The sequence below is a fragment of the Saccharopolyspora shandongensis genome (assembly GCF_900106995.1).
GTDB lineage: Bacteria > Actinomycetota > Actinomycetes > Mycobacteriales > Pseudonocardiaceae > Saccharopolyspora > Saccharopolyspora shandongensis.
The window spans coordinates 1-19,956 of the sequence record NZ_FNOK01000095.1 but is presented as its reverse complement, the minus strand read 5'-3'; the positions used below and the strand labels follow the sequence as shown (position 1 = coordinate 19,956).

General features: G+C 68.8%; 18 protein-coding genes and 1 pseudogene. 12 read left to right on the top strand and 7 right to left on the bottom strand.

Annotated features, from left to right (window positions below; all coding sequences use genetic code 11):
• Window positions 1-155 precede the first annotated feature (155 nt).
• The 4 genes from BLW84_RS44430 to BLW84_RS44415 all read left to right on the top strand — a co-directional run bounded on the left by BLW84_RS44430 (window position 156) and on the right by BLW84_RS44415 (window position 5,110).
• A complete protein-coding gene (locus BLW84_RS44430; RefSeq protein WP_245761816.1) occupies window positions 156-1,634 on the top strand; it encodes a GAF domain-containing protein in 1,479 nt (492 codons plus the stop codon).
• A 194-nt stretch (window positions 1,635-1,828) separates the two neighbouring features.
• The gene (locus BLW84_RS44425) at window positions 1,829-3,055 is read left to right on the top strand and encodes an iron-containing alcohol dehydrogenase (protein WP_093278589.1); all 1,227 of its coding nucleotides are present in this window, start codon (window positions 1,829-1,831) and stop codon (window positions 3,053-3,055) included.
• An 8-nt stretch (window positions 3,056-3,063) separates the two neighbouring features.
• Complete coding sequence (locus BLW84_RS44420; protein ID WP_342743234.1) at window positions 3,064-4,434, top strand: MadS family sensor histidine kinase; 1,371 nt, start codon at window positions 3,064-3,066, stop codon at window positions 4,432-4,434.
• Window positions 4,427-5,110 (top strand): MadR family response regulator transcription factor, encoded by a 684-nt coding sequence (locus tag BLW84_RS44415; protein ID WP_093278588.1) that lies wholly within the window; start codon window positions 4,427-4,429, stop codon window positions 5,108-5,110. Before BLW84_RS44420 ends, BLW84_RS44415 begins: the two co-directional genes overlap by 8 nt.
• Before the next feature lie 96 nt (window positions 5,111-5,206).
• Here the strand turns inward: BLW84_RS44415 and mftM are convergent, their stop codons facing one another.
• The 5 genes and pseudogenes from mftM to mdo all read right to left on the bottom strand — a co-directional run bounded on the left by mftM (window position 5,207) and on the right by mdo (window position 10,605).
• Window positions 5,207-6,121, bottom strand: a complete 915-nt coding sequence (gene mftM / locus BLW84_RS44410) for a mycofactocin oligosaccharide methyltransferase MftM (protein WP_093278587.1) — start codon at window positions 6,119-6,121, stop codon at window positions 5,207-5,209.
• Complete coding sequence (locus tag BLW84_RS44405; RefSeq protein WP_093278585.1) at window positions 6,118-7,038, bottom strand: VWA domain-containing protein; 921 nt, start codon at window positions 7,036-7,038, stop codon at window positions 6,118-6,120. Before BLW84_RS44405 ends, mftM begins: the two co-directional genes overlap by 4 nt.
• Before the next feature lie 19 nt (window positions 7,039-7,057).
• A complete protein-coding gene (locus BLW84_RS44400) occupies window positions 7,058-7,882 on the bottom strand; it encodes a PAS domain-containing protein (protein WP_093278583.1) in 825 nt (274 codons plus the stop codon).
• Window positions 7,883-8,113: 231 nt separating this feature from the next.
• A complete protein-coding gene (locus BLW84_RS44395) occupies window positions 8,114-9,259 on the bottom strand; it encodes an AAA family ATPase (protein WP_245761815.1) in 1,146 nt (381 codons plus the stop codon).
• A gap of 53 nt (window positions 9,260-9,312) precedes the next feature.
• Window positions 9,313-10,605: pseudogene (gene mdo, locus BLW84_RS44390) on the bottom strand (NDMA-dependent methanol dehydrogenase).
• Between the two features lie 545 nt (window positions 10,606-11,150).
• Here mdo and mftA point away from each other — a divergent pair.
• The 7 genes from mftA to BLW84_RS44360 are packed head-to-tail and all read left to right on the top strand — an operon-like array spanning window position 11,151 to window position 16,639.
• Entirely contained in the window at window positions 11,151-11,258 is a 108-nt protein-coding gene (gene mftA / locus BLW84_RS44385; protein WP_093278581.1) for a mycofactocin precursor MftA, read from the top strand.
• Window positions 11,259-11,283: 25 nt separating this feature from the next.
• Window positions 11,284-11,574 (top strand): mycofactocin biosynthesis chaperone MftB, encoded by a 291-nt coding sequence (gene mftB, locus BLW84_RS44380; protein ID WP_245761817.1) that lies wholly within the window; start codon window positions 11,284-11,286, stop codon window positions 11,572-11,574.
• A 14-nt stretch (window positions 11,575-11,588) separates the two neighbouring features.
• Window positions 11,589-12,782 (top strand): mycofactocin radical SAM maturase, encoded by a 1,194-nt coding sequence (gene mftC / locus BLW84_RS44375; RefSeq protein ID WP_093278573.1) that lies wholly within the window; start codon window positions 11,589-11,591, stop codon window positions 12,780-12,782.
• Entirely contained in the window at window positions 12,779-13,636 is an 858-nt protein-coding gene (locus BLW84_RS49740; RefSeq protein WP_245761814.1) for an oxidoreductase, read from the top strand. The genes mftC and BLW84_RS49740 overlap by 4 nt, the downstream gene beginning before the upstream one ends.
• A gap of 11 nt (window positions 13,637-13,647) precedes the next feature.
• Window positions 13,648-14,205, top strand: coding sequence for a beta/alpha barrel domain-containing protein (locus tag BLW84_RS49735; RefSeq protein ID WP_245761813.1), 558 nt, complete (start codon window positions 13,648-13,650; stop codon window positions 14,203-14,205).
• Window positions 14,202-16,238, top strand: a complete 2,037-nt coding sequence (locus BLW84_RS44365) for a mycofactocin system FadH/OYE family oxidoreductase 2 (protein ID WP_093278570.1) — start codon at window positions 14,202-14,204, stop codon at window positions 16,236-16,238. The genes BLW84_RS49735 and BLW84_RS44365 overlap by 4 nt, the downstream gene beginning before the upstream one ends.
• Window positions 16,239-16,282: 44 nt before the next feature.
• On the top strand, window positions 16,283-16,639 hold the full coding sequence (locus BLW84_RS44360; protein WP_093278568.1) for a hypothetical protein: 357 nt from the start codon (window positions 16,283-16,285) through the stop codon (window positions 16,637-16,639).
• A 393-nt stretch (window positions 16,640-17,032) separates the two neighbouring features.
• Here the strand turns inward: BLW84_RS44360 and BLW84_RS44355 are convergent, their stop codons facing one another.
• A complete protein-coding gene (locus tag BLW84_RS44355) occupies window positions 17,033-17,887 on the bottom strand; it encodes an alpha/beta hydrolase (protein ID WP_093278566.1) in 855 nt (284 codons plus the stop codon).
• Window positions 17,884-19,110: a metal-dependent hydrolase family protein gene (locus tag BLW84_RS44350; protein WP_093278564.1), complete on the bottom strand. Its 1,227-nt coding sequence runs from the start codon at window positions 19,108-19,110 to the stop codon at window positions 17,884-17,886. Before BLW84_RS44350 ends, BLW84_RS44355 begins: the two co-directional genes overlap by 4 nt.
• 91 nt (window positions 19,111-19,201) lie before the next feature.
• Between BLW84_RS44350 and BLW84_RS44345 the strand changes: the two genes are divergently transcribed.
• Window positions 19,202-19,798, top strand: a complete 597-nt coding sequence (locus BLW84_RS44345) for a TetR/AcrR family transcriptional regulator (protein ID WP_093278562.1) — start codon at window positions 19,202-19,204, stop codon at window positions 19,796-19,798.
• The last annotated feature ends 158 nt before the right edge of the window (window positions 19,799-19,956 follow it).

The window sequence follows — 19,956 nt, the reverse complement described above, 5'->3', positions numbered from 1 at the left end:
CTGGTGTGGCGAGAAACTAGGAGCTGCAACGTTGCAGCGACGTTGCAACCGGGAGGGCTGGAAGCCGGCGGCACTTGCCTGTAACCGGCGTCACCCCGCACCATGAGCAGTCCAGCGGCGAAACCCTTGCGATTCCGACACGTCCCAGCAGGTGGATGAACACTAGCCACGGCACATCGGTCGATCCGCTCGAGCGCGCCCGGCTGCTCGAGCGGGTGCACGCTGCCGTCCTGGCCGGTGACCGGCTCTCGCACGAGCCGCGACCGGTCATCTTCGAGTCCTGGAGGCGTTCGCTGGCAGCCCGGATCGATCCCGATCTCAGGGAGCCGCCGCTGGCGTTCGACTCCGGCAGGCTCGACGACGTCCGCCGGGAGCACCCGTTGGCGCGCTGGGTGCCGATGCTGCGCCAGACGTTGCTGGACGCGGCCGACGGCACCAGCCACGTCATGATCATCACCGATGCCGACGGCAACATCTTCTGGCGGGAAGGCGATCCCCAGGTCTGCCGGGACGCCGACCGGGTTCTGCTCGCCGAGGGCACCAGGTGGGCCGAGAGCGCGATCGGGACCAACGCGATGGGCACCACGCTGGCCACCGGTGTTCCCGTCCAGATCCACTCCGCCGAGCACCTCGTGCGGGCCTACCACTCCTGGACCTGCGCCGCCTGTCCGGTCCGCGATCCCGATACGGGTGCGCTGCTCGGCGCGGTCGATCTCAGCGGGCCGCTGCACACGATGCACCCGGCGCTGCTCGCGCTCGTGGTGGCCGGGGCGCGGCTGGTCGAAGGCGAGCTCCGCTGGCGCCTGGCCGCCTCCGACGACCTGCTCCGGGAGCGCAACGCCCACCACCTCACCGAGTCCGGTCGGGATGCGGCGCTGCTGAGCCCCAGCGGACGGATCGTCGCGAGCGCACCCTCGACGCGGTTCGTGCCGGGGCAGCGGATCGGCCTCGACGACAGCGGAACGGTCCGGCTGGACGACGGTGAGGACGCCGAGGTCGAACCGCTCGACGGCGGCTACCTGCTGCGCGTCGGGCAGCGCCGGTCCCATCGCAGGCCGCAGTTGTCGTTGAGGTTGCTCGGCGACGAGGTTCCAATGGCCACGGTGGACGGTGTCGGGTGGGAGCTGAGCCTGCGGCACGCCGAAATCCTCGCGCTGCTGGCGATGAACCCCGGCGGGCTGACCGCAGAACGGCTCGCGCTGCTGCTGCACGGGGAGCAGGGCAACCCCACCACGGTCCGGGTGGAGATCCACCGCATCCGCAACGCCCTGGGCCAGCACGTGGTCAAGACCAGGCCGTACCGCATCGCGGCGGATGTGGACAGCGACCTGCACGCCGTCCGCGAGGCGCTGCGCCAGGGCGATGCCGACGCCGCCGTGGACCGAGCCGGACTGCTGCTGCCGCACTCGGAGTCCGTCGCGATCCGCGCCGAGCGCGACGAGCTCGTGGCAGCGTTGCGCGGCTGGGCACTGGGCAGCGGGGACCCTGAACTGCTCTGGCGCTTCGCCAACAGCGATGCGGGGCGCGATGATCTGGAAGTGCTGGAAAGAGCACGGGACCTGATGGCGCCGGACGCTCCGCAGCGCAACGTGCTCGAAACCCGGCTGCGCCTGCTACTGGAAGAAACTGCGTAGCGCACCTGTCCGATCGGACAGGTCAGGGGTGCTCATCCGGACGGTTTCGAGGTACAGTCCCGGCTGTAGGTTCACCTGTGGTTTACGCCACAGTAGTGCTTCTGGTCTGCTTGCAGCCGGTCTCGCCGCGGGCCGCGCACCGGCCGGACTCGTTCGCGGGCGAGGCTCATCGGCGAGTCGGGAGGACCACGAGAATGCCGGAGCTGGAAATCGCGTTAGAAGATGCGGGAGTGCCGCGCCAACCCAGCCGTGACGATGTCGGCGAGCAGCGCCCGGCCTTGGCGAAGTTCCACGCGCCGGAAATTGTGTTCGGCCCCGATTCGCTGGCCGAGCTCGGCCACTCGGCTCGACGGCTCGGAGCGCGCCGCCCCTTCCTGGTCACCGATCCGGGCATCGTGGCGGCGGGATGGGTGCGCGAGGCAGTGGCGCACCTGCGCGAGGTGGGTCTGGAACCGGTCGTCTGGCACGAGCTGACGCCGAACCCGAAGGACCACGAGGTGCAGGCGGCCTACTGCGAATACGCCCAGGCCGGCGCGGACGTGATCATCGCCGTCGGCGGCGGCTCATGCATCGACGCGGCCAAGGGCGTGGCGATCGTGTCCGCCAACGGCGGGCACATCCTGAACTACGAGGGCGTCGACCGGGTCGTGAACCCCATCCCGCCGCTGGTCATGGTGCCGTCGACCTCGGGGACCGGGGCGGACGTGTCCCAGTTCTGCGTGGTCACCGACACCACCAACGAGACGAAGGTGACCATTATCAGCAGGACGCTGGTCCCCGAGATCTCGATCATCGATCCTCGGCTGCTGACGACCATGCCGGACTGGCTGAACGCGGCGACCGGTCTCGACGCGCTCACCCACGCCATGGAGTCCTATGTCTCGCTCGCGCACAACGTGCTGACCGATCAGCATTCGCTGCACGCCGTGCACCTGGTGACCAGAAACCTGCTGCGGACCCTGCTGGACCCGGCCGCCCAGGAGCCGCGCAACGCGATGGCGCAGGGGTCGTTGGCGGCGGGGATGGCGTTCACCAACGCGATCCTCGGCGCCACCCACGCCATGAGCCACCAGGTCGGCGGACTGCTCGACGCGCCGCACGGCGTGATCAACGGGGTCCTGCTGCCGCACGTGATCCGGTTCAACGCGGAACTGAGCCCGGCTCGCTACGTGCCGCTGGCCGCCGCCGCGGGCATCGATACCGACCGCGTACCCGCGGCCGAGGTCGCCGAGGTGCTGGCCGATCGGGTCCGCGAGCTGGCCGACTCCGTCGGCGTCCCGCGCGGTTTGTCCTGCCTCGGGGTCGGCGAGCACAACGTCGCGCACCTGGCCAGGACGACGATGAAGGACGCGTGCCTGGCGACCAACCCGCGCCAGGTCACCCAGGCGGAGATCGAGTCGCTGTTCCGAAAGGCCATGTGAGGTCGAAGGTGTCCGGTGGTGGCCGCGTCCGCGCGGGGGAGACGACGCTCGGTGAGCTCACCGGGATGCGATCGAGCAAGCGGTCGTTCTACCCCGAGTACCGGCGCTCGAACGAGCGGCTGGCCGTGGCCGTGCAGGCGCTCGACGAGATCTCCCGCGCTGTGGTGCGCTCGGCGGAGGGGCCGAGGGCGCTGGTGGAGGCGGTCGTCGTGGCCGCCGTCGAGCACTTGCAAGCCGAGTGGGTGCTGCTGGCCGTCGCCGACGGGGCGTTGCGGGGGATACGTCCGGGTTTCCTGTTCGCCCGGAACGGCGAGCTGATCGACCAGGAGCACGATTTGCCCGCCGAGGTCCGCGAGCAGCTCGAGGTGATCCGCAAGCGCCCGTGGGAGCTCGAACCGGGCGAGGCCGGGCCGGGCTGGGTGCGCGCGCCGATGCTGCTCGGCGAGGAGCCGGTCGGCGGCGTCGTGGGTCGGCCGGGTGCGGGAGTGGAAGTCACCGGGACCGACCTCGCGGTCCTGCGGGTGCTGGCCAATCAGGCCGCGGTGGCGCTGTACAACTCCTACCTGTTCCACACTGCGGCCCAGTTGAAGGGGCGCGCCGAGCAGTTGAACGAGGAGGCTTCCCGGCAGGCGAAGGACCTCGTCGCGCGCGACGCCGAACTGCAGGAGGTGCAGCGTCGGCTGACCGAGGCGATGCAGCGGCAGGTCATCGACGAGGAACGGCACCGCATCGCGCGGGAGCTGCACGACAGCGTGACCCAGGCCGTGCTCAGCGCCGGCATGACCGTGGAAGTGTGCCGGTCGGAGCTGGCGGCGATGGGCGCCGAGGTGCGGCAGGTCGCCGAGCGGCTCATGGCGGCCAGGGACCTGACCCAGCAGGCGGTCTCCCAGCTGCGGTCGGCGATCTACGCGCTGCACCGGGGCGCCGACGAGGGCCCCGGTTCGCTGCCGGTGCTGCTGGAACGGCTGTCCAACGTGCACCTGCCGACATCAGTCGACGTAGCGGTCCGGATCGAGGGCAAGCCGGTGCCGCTGCCCAGCGAGGCCGAGCACTCGCTGCTGCGGCTGACCGGCGAGGCCCTGTTCAACACCGCGACCCACTCGGGCGCGGACCGCGCGTCGGTGCACCTGAAGTACGAGACAGACCGCGTCGTGCTGTCGATCGCCGACGACGGCACCGGGGATCCCGCGCAGCTGCGGCGAACTCTGCGGGCGGCGCGCACCAATGACCTCAACGGGCACCACCGGGGGCTGGCGAACATGGCCGCACGAGCCGAAGAACTCGGCGGTGAGCTCAACATCGGCAGGGCGAAGATGGGCGGGGTGCTCATCAGGTTGGAAGTGCCGATGCCGCCGTCAGAAGGGGACACCGATGTCTGAGGAAGCCGCGTGGCAGTCCGGGGGCGCGGTGAGCGCACCGCCGGGTTCGGTCCGGATCGTGATCGTCGACGACCACTCCATCGTCCGGCAGGGGCTGCGGTCGCTGCTCGAACGGGAACAGGACCTCGAAGTGGTCGGGGAGGCCTCCACCGCGGCGGAGGCGGTCGCGGTGGTCGGCCGGACGCGGCCCGAAGTGGTGCTGCTGGACCTCAAGCTGTCCTCGGGTGAGGACACCGAGGGCCTGGCCCTGTGCGAGCGGTTGACCGGGGAGCACGAGGGTCTCGGGGTCCTGGTGCTGACGACGTTCCTGGACGAGAAGCTCGTCGTCGACGCCGTGCACCGCGGTGCCCGTGGTTACGTGGTCAAGGACGTCGACACCACCGAGCTGGTCCGGGCGATCCGCGCGGTGGCCCGCAAGGAGAGCGCGTTCGACTCGCGCTCGGCCGCGGCGATGGTGCACTCGATGAACAACCGCTCCACCGCACCGGAACTGACCGAACGCGAGCTGGGTGTGCTCCGGCTGATGGCCACCGGGTCGAGCAACCGGCACGTCGGCGGCCAGCTCTACATCTCCGAGACGACGGTGAAGTTCCACGTGCGCAACATCATGCGCAAGCTGGATGCCTCCACCCGCGCGGAAGCCGTCTACGAAGCAAGTAAGCGCGGGCTCATCTGAGCGTGGCTCTTGACCTGTTGCCGTGTCGATCACGCTGTGGTGCCACGACCACCAGCAACGGCCCTTCCCCACAGTACTCAAGGACCGACACGCCCATCAGGCGGAGTCGATGATGAGCCAGCCGCCGTGGTGCTCGTCGACCTCGTAGGGCAGTCCGGTGCCGGTCCCCAGCCGGTGCAGCTCGGCGGTGTCGAAGGTGCGCAGGTGCCCGTAGGCGGCCGTCGGTTCGGCTTCGAATGGGACCGCGACGACGACCCGTCGCCGCGCCAACCGGATCGCCTCGGCGAGGACGGCCTCGCCGTGCTCGGGGTCGAGATGCTCCAGCAGGTGTATGACCGTCACCGTGTCGACGGCCTGGTCCGGCAGCGGCACTCGTGCGCCGTCGCAGACCAGCGCGCCCAGCGGTAGGCCCAGCTCGCGGGCGATGGTGCGCAGCAACGTGACGGTGCCGTTGGCGATGTCGGAGGCGACGACCGCGGTGCCGGGGCGCTCGGCCAGTAGCAGGGCCAGGAATCCGAAGCAGGAGCCCACGTCGAGGACCCGGCCCGGCGGTACCAGCTCCAGCACCCGCGAGTAGACCGGCACCATCGCCGAGATCGACGAGTGCGGCGCGCCGCCGGCGTCCCTGGGGAGCCGGATCCGGGCGAGGGTGTTGCGGTAGAAGGTGGACCAGGCGTCGACCGAATCATCCACAGTGGATCTGACGATGCCGGTGAAGACTCGTTCGAAGACCTCTGCCCCGGTCAGCCAGCCCGGCGCGAACAGCTCGTCGGCCAGCTTGCCCGCCACGTCGTTGTCCAGCTCGTGCGGCTCGAGGCGGTGGCTGACCAGCACCCGGTGGCCGTCGCGGTGCAGGCCGAAGTGCCGGGTGCGGGTGATCGGGATCCGGTCCGGCGGCGGGTCGTGCCGCTCGTGCACCACGACCACCGCCTCGTCGCGGTAGCAGCCGGGACTGCTGCGGGCCAGCGGATCGATCGTGGCGCTGCCGGAGAACTGCCCCGCGTCACTCATCGCCCCACCGCCTCCGAAGACATCGCATCCGATGTGCGGGCCAGGCCGGCCAGATCGCGCACCACTTCGACGCGGTCGCAGTGCTCGGCGTAGCGCGGTAGATCGCACCGGCCCAGCCCCCACGAGTAGCGGGGTTCCGGGGTGAGCCAAATGGTTTCCCGCACCCGCCGCGCCATCTCCGCGAAGGCCGCCACGTCCGGATCGTTGCCGTTGCCCCGGCCGTCGCCGAGCACCAGCAAGGTCGTCCGCCGGGTCAGGGATGAGCCGTGCTCGTCGAGGAACTCCCGCAGCGCGCCGCCGTAGTCGGAGTTGGCGTCGACGTCGAGGACCCCGCCCGCCGGCAGCCCGTCGAAGACCAGCCCGAGCGCCTTCTCCAGCGGATGTTGCTCGAACAGGTCGGTGATCTCGACTATGTCTGCGACGAAGGCGAACGTGCGCACCCGGCTGAACAGCGATTGGAGGCCGTGCACGAGGTGCAGCGTGAAGCGGGCGGTGCTGCGCACCGACAGCGACACGTCGGCCAGCACCACCAGTCGCGGCTTGTCCTCGGCGCGCTTGGTGGTGACCGGCCGGAACGGAACGGCGTCGTAGCGCATGTTCCGGCGCATCGTCCGTCCGGAGTGGACCCTGCCGTGCGGGCTGGTTACCTGCTTGCTGGTGCGCGCCCCGCGCAGACTCCGGGCCAGCCTGCGCAGCGAGTCCTCCAGCTCCTGGCGCTCCCGCTCGTCGATCCGGTCGGTGACGCCTGCGGGCGAGACCGACTCGACCGACCGGTGTTCCAGCTCGGTGAGCTTGCGCAGGTGTTCCTTCAGGAGCGCGGGCAGGTCGTCGAGCACCGCGTCGGTCGCCTCAGCCCCTGACACCCGCACCCCGTGCAGGCGCAGCAGGCGGACGAAGCGGTGCAAGCTCGTTTCCATACCGTCCCCTTGTGCCTCGTCAAGTAATGTTGATCTCGATATCGGCTCGTCGGATCTTTGCGTTGATCGCGGAGCCCCGGTTGGGGCGAGAGCGCCGGGCAGTCATCGAGTGGTGGGGTCGTGTGTTATGCGTTTCGGGGGTTCTTTTTGCGGGCGTACATGTCAAGTGCATTGCGAGAATTTCATCGCGACGGTAACCCAGCAGGTCGCACAATGTGTCGTTCACCGATGTCCAATGCCCCTGCAGATCCAGCAGGGCCATCCCGATCGGCGCCGTTGCGAAACACTGGTCCCACAGGATTTCGCAGCTACGGCGGGTGGTGACGTCCTCTGCCTGCAACAGGACGGAGCACGGGCGGCCGACGGCATCGTTGATGACCGAACCTGATAGCCGCACCCAGATCGTCTGGCCGTCGGGCTTGTGGTACCACGTTTCCGCCACAGCGTGTCCTCGCGCGAGGGTGTCCCAGACAACGGCGTTCTGCAGGACCGCGTGGCCTGGACACAAGGTGTCGTGCGGGCGCGGGTGCAGTAGGTCTGCGGCTCCGTGGCCCAGTAGATTGCAGAGCGCCGGGTTCACGTACTGGGGGCAGCCCTGCACATCCAGCACCGCGGTGGGCACGGGCGCCTGATCGAAAACCGCATGCCGCTCCACACCTCCCGCCCTGTCCGGCGTCGTCGGAACAGGTGCGCCTGCGCGGGCTGCCGGTGAATCGGGCAAGGTGGGGCCGTGCGCTGCGCATTGAGCCTGCGCGGTGTCATCCCAACGGCTCTGTTCAAGCGCAAAATTCATCAAGTCTCCGGCAAGCCTGACGTGATAGTCGAACTCACGTGGCGAATGCATGGTCGGAAACTCCGTCGGGATATGAGGCGTATGACGAGGTCGGAGAATTCACAACGCTGTCCCAGGAATACCGCACCACTTCCTCCTCGCATTGGCACGATCGCCACACATGATTACGGGTTTCTCGTAACGGCTCGAAGGCTTCTCTCCGGAATCTCGATTACCCACGCGGGGACGCTGCTGCACACCGAAACCGGAAACACCGCCACTTGACTTCGCCCCATAGGCTGCTCAGAAGGGAAGCTTGCGCGCGTCGGACGAACGGTTCGCACCGGAGCGCTGCAACGGGCCGCTGGTCCTCGCGCCGTAGTAGCCGTCGTCGTGCCTGCCCGGCTGGTCCATGGCGGCCCGGACCCGCTTGCCTTCGTCGTACTGGTCCACCTCCGCGCCGTCGTGCCCGTGCCCGTGGCCATGACCGTGGCCGTGCAGGTGCTCGGGCACATCGCGATTGGGGTCCCGCAGCTGGGGAATCAGTTCCCGCGCGCGGTCGAGATCCCGCTCGTACTTGAGGACGACGTTCGCCGTGTCCGCCAGCAGGGCGGGCCCCAGTTCGTCGACGCCGAGCACGGCCAGCGTGCGCGCCCAGTCGATCGTCTCCGAGATGCTGGGGGCCTTCCGCAGCGGCAGTCCGCGGATGTCGCGCACGATCTCGGCGAGTTGGGCGGCCAGGGCGTCGGGCAGCCCGGTGTTCTTGGAGCGGATGATCTCCAGCTCCCGCTGGACGTCCGGGTAGTCCAGGAAGAGGTGCAGGCACCTGCGTTTGAGTGCCGCCGACAGATCGCGGGTGTTGTTGGACGTCAGCACGACATACGGGGGCGTCGCGGCGCGGTAGGTGCCGATCTCGGGCACCGAGACCTGGTACTCGCCGAGGCACTCCAGCAGAACGGCTTCGAGCGCCTCGTCGGCCCGGTCGACCTCGTCGATGAGCAGCACGGCGGGCTGCTCGCCGCGCACCGCGTCCAGCAGCGGCCGACTGGCCAGGAACCGCTCGGAGAAGAAGGCGCTGTCCTGGTCGCCGATCGCGTCGACCGCGGTGTGCAGGTCGGGAGCCTCGGCGACGAGCTCACCGATCTTGTCCCGCAGCATCTGGGTGTAGAGCAGCTGCTTTCCGTAGTCCCATTCGTAGAGGGCCTTGGTCTCGTCCTGCCCCTCGTAGCACTGGAGCCGGAGCAGCCGCCTGCCGGTCGCGGTCGCCAGCGCCTTGGCCAGTTCGGTCTTGCCGACGCCGGCGGGTCCTTCGAGCAGCAGTGGTTTCTCCAGCCGGGTGCTGAGGAAAACGGTGGTCGCCAGGCGCTGGTCGCCGAGGTAGCCGCACTCGGCGAACCGGTCCAGGACCTCCTGCACCGACTCGAACGGGGCTTCGGTGGTGTCGTGCACGGTTCCTCCGATTCTGGGTGGGGCGGCGGGCCCGCCCGCCACCCCACGCCGGGTCAGCTGAGCAGGTCGTCCAGGTCGCCGGTCATGCAGTGCTCGACGACCGGGCGGACCGTGTCGAACGTGCATTCCTTGGCGTTGCCCGGAGTGCAGGCGTCACCGAGCACGTGCCGGGTGATGGCGTCGACGTCTTCGGTGTCGCCCTTGATCTCCTTGCGTCGCTCGTAGTACTTCGTCGGCCCCTCGCCGAGCCGGTTCTTGGAGTAGGTGTCCTTCTTGACGTCGACGAAGCGCTCCGCGATGCCGACGTCGCGCAGCAGCCGGATCGCCGCAGCCAGCGCCGCGTCCGCGGCCTGCACATCGGTCATCCCATGGGTGTCGATGCCCATGGCCCTGGCGATGTCGGCGAAGCGTTTGTAGGCGACCGGCATGTTGAAGGCCCACACGCGCGGCAGCGCGATCGCGTTGTTGAGCCCGTGGTGGGTGTCGTAGAACGCGCTCACTGCGTGCGAGATCGAGTGGATGATCCCGAGACCACCGGAGTTGAACGCCTGCGCGGCGATGTACTGCGCGTACATCATGCCCTCGCGCCCGGCCAGGTCCTGGCCGTTCCACGTCGCCTCGCGCAGGTGCTGCGCGGTGAGCTTGATCGCGTGCAGCGCGTTGCCCAGCGATGGCTGGAAGTTCAGCCGCGAGACGTAGGGCTCCGAGGCGTGCGCGAGGACGTCGAAACCGCACTGCGCCGTGTAGTCGACGGGGCAGTCGTAGTACAGCACTGGATCGTCGATGGCGAGGCTCGTGACCGAGGCGTCGTCGAAGGCGACGTACTTGTGCGGGTTCTCCGGGTCGGTGGTGGTGTCGGTGATGACGTAGGCCCAGGATGTCTCCGAGCCGGTGCCCGCGGTCGTGGACACCGCGATGTGCGGCGGGTTGTTCGGGTTCTCCGACTTGTTGAAACCCTCGAAGTCGTTAACGTTGCGGCCGTCGTGGGCCACTCACACCCGGGCTCCTTTGCAGGCGTCGTGCGAGGAACCGCCGCCGATGGAGATGAAGCTGTCGCAGCGGTTCTCCTGGTACAGCGTCACCGAGTCCATGACGTTGTAGTCCTTGGGGTTGGACTCGACCTGGTCGTAGAGCACCGGCTCCAGGCCGTGGTACTTCAGCGACTCGACGATGTTGTGCACGATGTCGGTGCCGCGCAGGCCGGAGGTCATCACCAGCGGCTTGGTGAAGCCGAGCTTGATCGCCTCCGGGCCGATCATCTCGTGCGCCCCGGGGCCCATCAGGGCCCGCGGGAACGGGTGGAACTCCTTGAGCGGGAACGGCTTGAGCAGCTCCTCGACCTTCATGCGGCGTCTCCTCTCCAGCTGACTTCCGCTCGTGACGTGGGTCACGGCGCGGATTGGTGGGGACGCTAGGTCGTCGCGCCGGCCGGCGGGTAGGCGCAGGACTGCAAACCCCCGATGTGGACACCCAAGACCCGCCGTCCAAGCAGTGCGGCACCTGCCCGATCGGACAGGTGCGGGTCAGGACAGGCGTTCGACGAAGTCGGTGGCCGCGCGTACCACCTCCGTCGGATCGCCGGTGCTACCACCGCGTCGCATTGCTCGGTGAAGTCCTCACATCGCGCACGACGCCCGCTGGCCGTTAGCGCCGCGGTTCCAGGGTGGTCCAGCCAATCTGGTGTACCCGGGCCGCCGAGGCTCCGCCAGCTTCTCTCTCCGCCCGGCGCCCGCCTGGTGCACCGAGCACAGCACCACCGTCCCGGAGTCCAGTCCGCACCTGTCCGACCGGACGGGCCGGGAAGGACCGTCAGCACGGCGAACCCGCTGGGAACCGGGGCTAGCTTCGGTTCGACCACGGCGAGACCGCCTGGCAGAGAGGGGAAGTCGCCATGTCCGACCAGACCGCCGAGCTGCCCGAGCACGACCTCGACTCCGATGAGGTCGAGGAACTCCTCGTCGAAGAGGTGTCGATCGACGGGATGTGCGGTGTCTACTGAACGCTGCGTCTCCGGGGGCCGATCACTGCCCCCGGAGGCGTGGGACCACCCCGCCTTCGAACCGGATGGCCCCTACGCGCTGAGCCCGAACGTGGCGCTACGCCCGGAGCCCTTCGGCGCGCTGGCCTACCACTTCGGCAACCGCCGGTTGTCGTTCCTCAAGACGCCGCTGCTGGTGACCGTGGTCCAAGGCCTGCACAAGCACCGGTCCGCGCGGGCGGCGCTGTCTGCCCACGGCGTCGCCCGGCACGAGGAGCGCGGATACCTCAGCGCGCTCGCGTCGCTGGCCCGCGCGGACATGATCGTCCGCGCCTGACCCGGGAGTTGCCCATGCCCACTGCCGCAGTCCCACCATTGGTCGAACAGTTCAAACACGGACTCGACTCGCCGATCTGCCTGACCTGGGAGTGGACCTACGCCTGCAACCTGTCCTGCGCGCACTGCTTGTCGTCATCGGGGCGCCGCGACCCCGACGAGCTGAGCACCGACGAGATCAAGCGCGTCATCGACGAGTTGGAGCGGATGCAGGTCTTCTACGTCAACGTCGGCGGCGGCGAACCGACCGTGCGCCCGGACTTCTGGGAACTGGTCGACTACGCCGTTGCCCACCACGTCGGGATCAAGTTCTCCACCAACGGTTTCCGGATCACCCCTGAGCGCGCGAGGCAGCTCGCCGCGACCGACTACGTCGACGTGCAGATCTCGCTGGACGGCGCCACCGCCGAGGTCAACGACGCGGTGCGCGGGCCAGGGTCCTACGACACCGCGATGCGGGCGATGCAGAACCTCGCCGCAGCCGGAATGCGCGGCTTCAAGATCTCCGTGGTGATGACGCGGCAGAACGTCGACCAGCTCGACGAGTTCGAGCGGATCGCCGACTTCTTCGACGCGCAGCTGCGGATCACCAGGCTGCGGCCGTCCGGGCGCGGGGCCGACGTGTGGGACGAACTGCACCCGACCGCCGAGCAGCAGATGCAGATCTACCGGTGGCTGCTCGACCACGGCGAGCGGGTGCTGACCGGGGACTCGTTCTTCCACCTCAACGCGCTGGGTTCGGATCCCCTGCCGGGTCTGAACCTGTGCGGAGCGGGCCGGGTGGTCTGCCTGATCGACCCGGTCGGCGACGTCTACGCCTGCCCGTTCGCCATCCACGACGCTTTCCTCGCCGGAAACATCCGCGAGGCCGGGTTCGGTGCGGTGTGGCGCGATTCGGCGTTGTTCCAGGATTTGCGCCGGCCGCAAACGGGCGGCGCGTGCACGTCATGTGCCGCGTACGACGCCTGCCAGGGCGGGTGCATGGCGGCGAAGTTCTTCACCGGGTTGCCGCTGGACGGCCCGGATCCGGAGTGCGTCAAGGGGCACGGCGAGGCCGCGCTGGCGGCGGTCGAGCCGGGCGCCTCGCCGCGGCCGGCGCAGGACCACTCCCGGCCCAGCGCGCGCCAGCAGCAGGTCATGCTCGGGCTGCCGTCGGCCCGCCGACCCGACCGTGCCTGCGATACGAGCCCACTTGCGGGGTTGACATGAGCCGGTCGCTGGTCACGCCCGTCAAACTGGGCCGCCATCGGGCACCGAGCCGGGTCCTGTTCGGGCCGCACGAGACCAACCTCGGTCGCAAGCGGGCGATCTCGGACCGGCACGCGGCTTACTACGAGCGGCGTGCGCGCGGCGGCGCGGGTGTGATCGTCACCGAGATCGCCAGCGTGCACCCGTCCGATTGGCCCTACGAGCGCGCGCCGCTGGCCGCCGAGTGCGCCGAGGGGTGGGCGCGGGTGGCGCAATCCTGCCACCCGCACGGCTCGCTGGTCCTCGCCGGGCTCGGGCACGCGGGTCTACAGGGGTCGTCGGCGTTCTCCCAGGCGCCGCTGTGGGGCCCTTCCCGGTTCCCCGATCCGGCCAGCCGTGAGATGCCGATGGAGGTTGAAGAGCGCGAGATCGAAGCCCTCGTGGCCGGTTTCGGCGATGCCGCGGCGCTCGGGGTGCGCAGCGGCCTGGACGGGGTGGAGGTCAACGCCGGGCAGCATTCGCTGCTGCGGCAGTTCCACTCGGGCCTGACCAACCACCGGACCGACCGCTACGGCGAGGACGGGCTGTTGCTGACCGAAGAGGTGCTGCGCGCCGTTCGGGAACGGATCGGTGACGCGCTGCTCGGTCTCCGGTTGAGTTGCGACGAGCTGGCGCCCTGGGCGGGGGTGACGCCCGAGACCGCCGCCGAGCAGGCGACGCGGTTGGCGCCGCTGGTGGACTACCTCGTCGTGGTGCGCGGATCTGTGTTCTCGGCGTCGGCGACCCGGCCCGACGGGCACACCGAACCGGGGTTCAACGTCGAACCCAGGCGCACCTCTGGAGTGCGCAGGCAGAGGGCATCGAGGTGGTGCTGACCACAGGATCGGTGCCAGGGCCGAGGAACTACGACATCCGGCCGGGCACCACCGTGCTCGACGCAGCCGATGCGCTGCTCCGCATCGACGACCTCCCGACCGGACCCGTGCTGGTCTTGGACCCGATCGGCGACGCGGTAGGGGTGGGGCTGGCCGAGCTGCTCGCCGAACGCGGCCGGACGACCTCCCTGGTCACCCAGGACCAGGTTGCGGGCACGAAGCTGGCGATCACCGGGGACCTGGCCGACGCGAACGCGCGTCTCCAGCGCGTCGGCGTCCACCGGGAACTGCGCAGCCTGCTGCGGGAGGTCGGCGATGGTCGCGCCGTGCTGGAGGACTGCTGGACCGCCGAGCAGCGCACCGTCGAGTGCGCCGTAGTGATCCATTGTGGACATAGATTGCCAGAGGAGTCGCTGTACCGGCAGGGCACGCCCCGGGCCGGCGACTGCGTTGCGCCGCGCACTGTCCTCGAAGCGGTGCTGGAAGGCCGTCGGACAGCCGTGCGCGTCGGCAGCATGCCCGTCATCACCGAAGCCGGACCGCCGGCGCCCGCGAGGAGCGGCCCATGAGTGGTCAAGGACGCTACCGCTATCTGTTCTCGCCGCTGCGGATCGGTCCTGTGGTCGCGCGCAACCGCATCGTGTTCTCAGCGCACCTGACCAACTACGCCGAAGATGGGCATCCGACCGAGCAGCACGCTGCCTACTACGCGGCGCGGGCGGCGGGCGGCGCCGGGCTGGTGATCACCGAGGAGCACTCGACCCACCCGACGGACTGGCCGTACGAGAAGCTCATCCACGGTTTCCACCGGTCGGTCATCCCCGGCTACCGACGCATCACCGAGGCCGTGCACGCGCACGGGACGCCGATCTTCGCGCAAATCAACCACAACGGCGGTCAAGCCTCGTCGATGTACTCACGCCTGCCGGTGTGGGCGCCGTCGGCGGTACCCGACCCGATGTTCCGCGAGGTGCCCAAGGCGCTGGAGAAGTACGAGATCAACGAGGTCGTCGCCGGGTACGGCACGGTCGCCGCGCACTGCGCCGAAGGCGGCTTCGACGGCGTCGAGCTCCAGTGCTCGCACTCGTCGATCGTGCGCGGATTCCTGTCCCCGGCGACGAACAAGCGCACCGACGCCTACGGCGGCAGCCTGCCCAACCGAATGAGGCTGCTGCGCGAGATCATCCACGCGGTACGCGAGTCGATCGGCCCCGACCGGGCACTGGGGGTGCGCATCTGCGGGGACGAGCTGATCGAGGGCGGCACGACCATCGACGAAGCGGTGGAGATCGCCGCCGCAGTCGAGGCGACCGGGAAGGTCGATTACATCAACACCTCGATCGGCGTCGCCACCTCGACGCTGTACATGATCGAGGCATCGATGCACGTCCCGCCGGGATACGCGCTGTTCATCCCGAACGCGCTGCGCCGCAGGGTGAACCTGCCGGTGGTGGGCGTCGGGCGGTTCAAGGACCCGCAGCAGGCCGAGCGGGCGCTGGAGGAAGGTCACTGCGACCTCGTCGGCGTGGTGCGCGGGCAGATCGCTGACCCCGACTTCGCGGCCAAGGCGCGGGCCGGAGCGGCCACCGACATCCGCACCTGCCTGTCGTGCAACCAGGAATGCGTGGGGCGGATGGGGTTGAACCGGTGGCTCGGCTGCATCGAGAACCCCCGTGCTGGCAAGGAATCGACCGCGTTGCCGACTCCGGCCGTCCGCGGCAGACGGGTGCTGGTGGTCGGCGGCGGTCCCGGCGGCCTGCAGGCTGCGGCCGTCGCCGCACGCCGCGGACACCGGGTCACGGTGCTGGAGGAACAACCGCGCACCGGAGGTCAGGTATCGGTCGCGGCGAGCGTGCCGAGCCGGGCGGAATTCCTCGATGTGGTGCGGAACCTCGCTGCCGAGTGCGAGCGGCACGGGGTCGAGATCCGCACCGGGGTGCGCGCCGACGCGACGTTGATCCGGGCTGAGAGCCCCGACGTGGTCGTGCTGGCCACCGGTGCCCGTCCGCAGGCTCCGCACTGGGCTGGTGGTTGCGAACGGGTGGTGGACGTCCGCGACGTGCTGGAAGGACGGGCCGAACCCGATGGCGACGTGGTCGTCGTCGACGACCTCGGCTTCCACCAGTCGACCTCCACCGCGGAGCTGCTGGCCGAGCGCGGCTGTGCGGTCGAGCTGGTCACCGCGGGCATGGTCGTCGGGCAAGACCTGGGCATCACCCTTGACATGGAGTCGTTCAACGTCCGCGCCCACCGGCATGGGATCGCCCAGTCCACCGACCTGGTGGTGATGGGCTGCGGTCGGCAGGACGACGGGGGCGTTGTCCTGCAACTGCTGCACCACCCGACCGGCCAGATGCGCGAGCGCCGGTGCGACTGGGTCGTCTGCGCGACGCATCAGGCGCCGAACGACCAGCTGTGGCACGAAGCTCACGACGCAGTCCACCGAGATCACCTACGACAGCAACGGACGGCTGGCCCGGGTCGTCGACGCCGCAGGCGGGGTCACCGTCTTCACCTATGGCCGCGGCCTGCGGAACGACGCCACCGCCACCGAGGATTCCGGCTGGGAACGCGTGACGGAGCCGTTCGGGCGGATCTCTGAGCGGTGGTACGACGCGGGCCGGTTGGTGGAGGAACGCAAGTCCGATGGCAAAGGGGGCGCTGTTCATCTCGGCGCTGTACACCTACGACCCGGCCGGGCGGCTGAAGCAGCAGTCGGATGCGTTGGGACGCAAGATGAACTACGCCTACACCATGGACGATCTGCTCGACCGGGTGACCAAGGGGGAGCCAGGCCCAGGCGAGATGGAGGTCGTCAAGCGCGAGTACGACGGAGCTGGCCGGGTCACCCTGGAGCGGGTCGGAGGCAGGCAAACTGTCACGTACTACTACGACGGCGACGGCAAACTCGTCGATTCCACTGTCGATCCGGGCGGCGTGACACCGACGCCGCTTCCGCGGAGCGCTACTGGGCTCGCGCTGGACTGGACGGTTCGCGGCTAGGAGAAGCGTCTGCGAGCCGAAGGGTTCGAACCAGGAGGAAGTCACGCGCATGATCTTCTGCGTGAGTGGGCTCCGCACTACGCGCTGGCCCGAGCCTGGACTCAGGAACCCCGCGGGCACACCGCAGAGCGCACAGTCGAACGCCTTCGTCGACTGGTGACGACCGCGGTCCGGTACCTGCGCGAAGCAGGGGAGGAGACAACAGGGCAGCGCCGATCGAGCGTGGCCTGCGTGGCCAGTAGCGTGCTGCCTCGGAGGCCGGCGTTGAGGAGGACATCGAGCTCACGCCCAAGCAGGCGCCGGCCCTGCGCAGAACGATGGAGAGCATCCCAGCAGTCGCTGGCTCCCAAGATCCGGCTACCGATCCCGACGCGAAAATCGCGGCGTTCGCGCTTACCGGGCCCGGCAGGTCCTGAGGTAGCTGAGGAACGATGCCTGCAGGCCAGTCACGTGCGTTTCGCGCAGGACCGCGCTGGTGACGGCTCCGCCGCGTGAGGTGAGGCGGTGCAGGACGGTGGCCGCGTTCTTCGCGAGGCTTTGGTAGACGGCCAGGTCTCCGAGAAGCTCTTGGTCGTTGACGGTCACGTGAAGCTTGGCGGCAGGCTGGCTGTCGCCAAGCTCTTTGAGCTGGGCGAAAACTTGACTGTCTTCGCTGACAACGCCGGGGCTGCCCGCTCCGATGCTCTCGAAGAGCGTGCTGCCGCTGAGCCAGGCGTAGAGGCTGAAAAGTCCGCCGTAGGAGTAGCCGAAGAGTCCGTGACCGCTCGTGGCGGTGCCGTAGTCGCGTTCGATCCGCGGGTGCAGTTCCGTGGTAAGGAAGCTCAGGAACGCATCGGCGCGGGTGTCGCGTAGTTCGGCGAGGTAGGCGTCGGCTTCCTCGTGTGTCATCGCGCCCGTTCGAATTCCCATCTCCACGGCGTCGATGAACTCCTTGGCGATGGGCTCGCCGGGTGGCACGAGGTCTCTGTTGCGCAGCCGTGCCCAGTGCTGTGCGTCCTCGCCCGCGTAGCCGACGCTGACTTGAATGTAGGGCTGGATCTGCTGCATGGGATCCTGCTGGGTGACGACGAGCGGAGCCGTCATCCCCACGGCCCAGTTGCCGTCGAGCACATACACGGCAGGCGCTCGCGTCGTGGCGGGGTCGTAGCCCGGTGGCGTGGTGACCCAGACGCCGTAGTCATGCCCACCGCTGGACCGCATCTCGAAGTAGTCGGTGTCGGCGAGGCAGCCTTGCCACATGGTGCTCATCGGAGGTCCTTCACAACTCGGCCGGCCTGGAGAACGAGGACGGCGTTGGCGGGGTCGGCGAACAGTTCCGGGTCTTCGAGGGGGTTGCCGTTCCAGAGCACGAGGTCTGCCTGCATGCCGGAAGCGATGACCCCCACCTCGCTGGACAGGCCGAGGATTTCGGCGTTGGTCTTCGTGGCCGCCACGAGGGCTTCCATCGGCGTCTCCAGCTCTGCGCGCAACTTGAGTTCTTCGCCTCGACGGTCCTGAGCCGGACCGATGAGATCGGAACCCAGCCCGATCCGCACTCCGGCCTCCTTGGCGACAGCGAGCGCCTCGGTCATCCGCTCACGAACACCCAGCACACGATCGCGGGTTGACTCGTCGAGGCCGGTTCCAGCGGTGTCGTGTAGCAGTTGCTCGACGACAGCGAACGTGGGCACAAGGGCGACCTCGCGAGTGGCCATCAGGGTGGCCGTGGATTCATCGAGGTCGGTGCCGTGTTCGACACAGCGCACCCCGGCCTCGACCGCGTTCCGAATGCCTTCGTTGTTGTGGGCGTGAACCGTCACGTAGGTGCCCCGTGCCGCGGCTTCTTGAACAGCGACGGCGATCTCTTCCACGGTGAACTGGGTGTCGGTCAGCCGGTCGTGAGCGCCGACCACTCCGCCGGTCACACAGAGCTTCAGGAAGGATGCTCCGCGACGGAATGCCTCGCGCACGTTGCCTCGCAGCTCGTCCGCGTTGCCCGACATCATCGACAGGGCGCACAGACCGGGAACGTGATGGCTGCTCCACAGCTCGGTGGGTTCCCACTCGGCTCCGTAGTAGCCGTGCCCACCGGTCTGGCACTGAACAGGTCCGCACGACAGCACGCGCGGCCCCCTGACCTTGCCCTTGGCGATCGTGGTGACAACGCCGCCGTCGATCCCACCGGTGTCTCGAACGGTCGTGAAGCCGGCATCGAGCGTCGCGCCGGCCGTGGCGAAGATGTCCGCCGCGATCTCCGCGGCACTGATCCGAAACGAGAACTGCGGCTGGATCGGGCTCGACAGGCCCAGGTGAACGTGAGCGTCGATCAGGCCAGGCGTCATCGTCAGTCCCCCGGCATCAAGGCGCTCGCCGTGTGCCCTGGAGGCACCCAGCTGGGCGATACGCCCGTCTTCGACGGTGACGTCGACGTCGACGGGGTCGCGACCCGACCCGTCGACGACCGCCGCGCCGGTTATCTGAAAAGGTCCCACAAGTCATGTCCTCCGCCGTCGGTGAGCTGACTGCGACCATGGGTGAAGCGCCACGGCACCGTCAGTCTTTTCCAATGGATAAACTGTGGGAGTGATCCTGTCAAGCACGGAACGCACCGGCGACGCACGCGAGCGCCTCCTGGCTCGGCTTCTCGACGCCTTCGACGAGGCCCTTCCCGCACCGGAGGTGTCACTCCGTGAGATCGCCTCCCGGACCGGGACCAGCCACGCCCTCCTGCGATACCACTTCGGGTCGCTCCCAGGCGTCCTGGCAGCCATGCTCAAGGCGCAGCGATCCCGTGACAACGAGGCGCTTTTCGAGGCCGCCCAGCAAGGCACCTTCGACGACCTCGTCGTGGCGATCTGGCGGACCTACACCCGCCCGGAGCAGCTGTCGCGTGTCCGCGGCTTCTTTCACGTCGTAGGTCTGGCCGCGTACAGCCCAGAGAACTTTCGTGAGTTCATCGACTCACTCGACGACCTGACCAAGATTCTGGCCTCGCTCGCGGAACGCGAAGGGCTCGACGCCAAGGAAGCGCTGACCACGGCCTCCGTCACCATCGCCGCGATTCGTGGCCTGCTCCTCCAGGAGGTTCTGACTCCGGCAGTCCACTCGGAGGACGCGGTCGCCTTGATCCTGCGCATGAGCAAGGGCCAATCCGTTCCACGGACACATCCGGGGCCTTGAGCAGGGAGTACTGCAACGACGGTGTGACGTGGGATGCTGAGGGCTGTCGGCGGTGATGATCACCGCGTGGTGGATCTTGCAAGGTGAGTGGCGTCGTTGGATGCCGTGGTGGAGCTGATCTTCAGCCGTTTCGCCAGGTCCGAGCCGCGCCAGCGGGT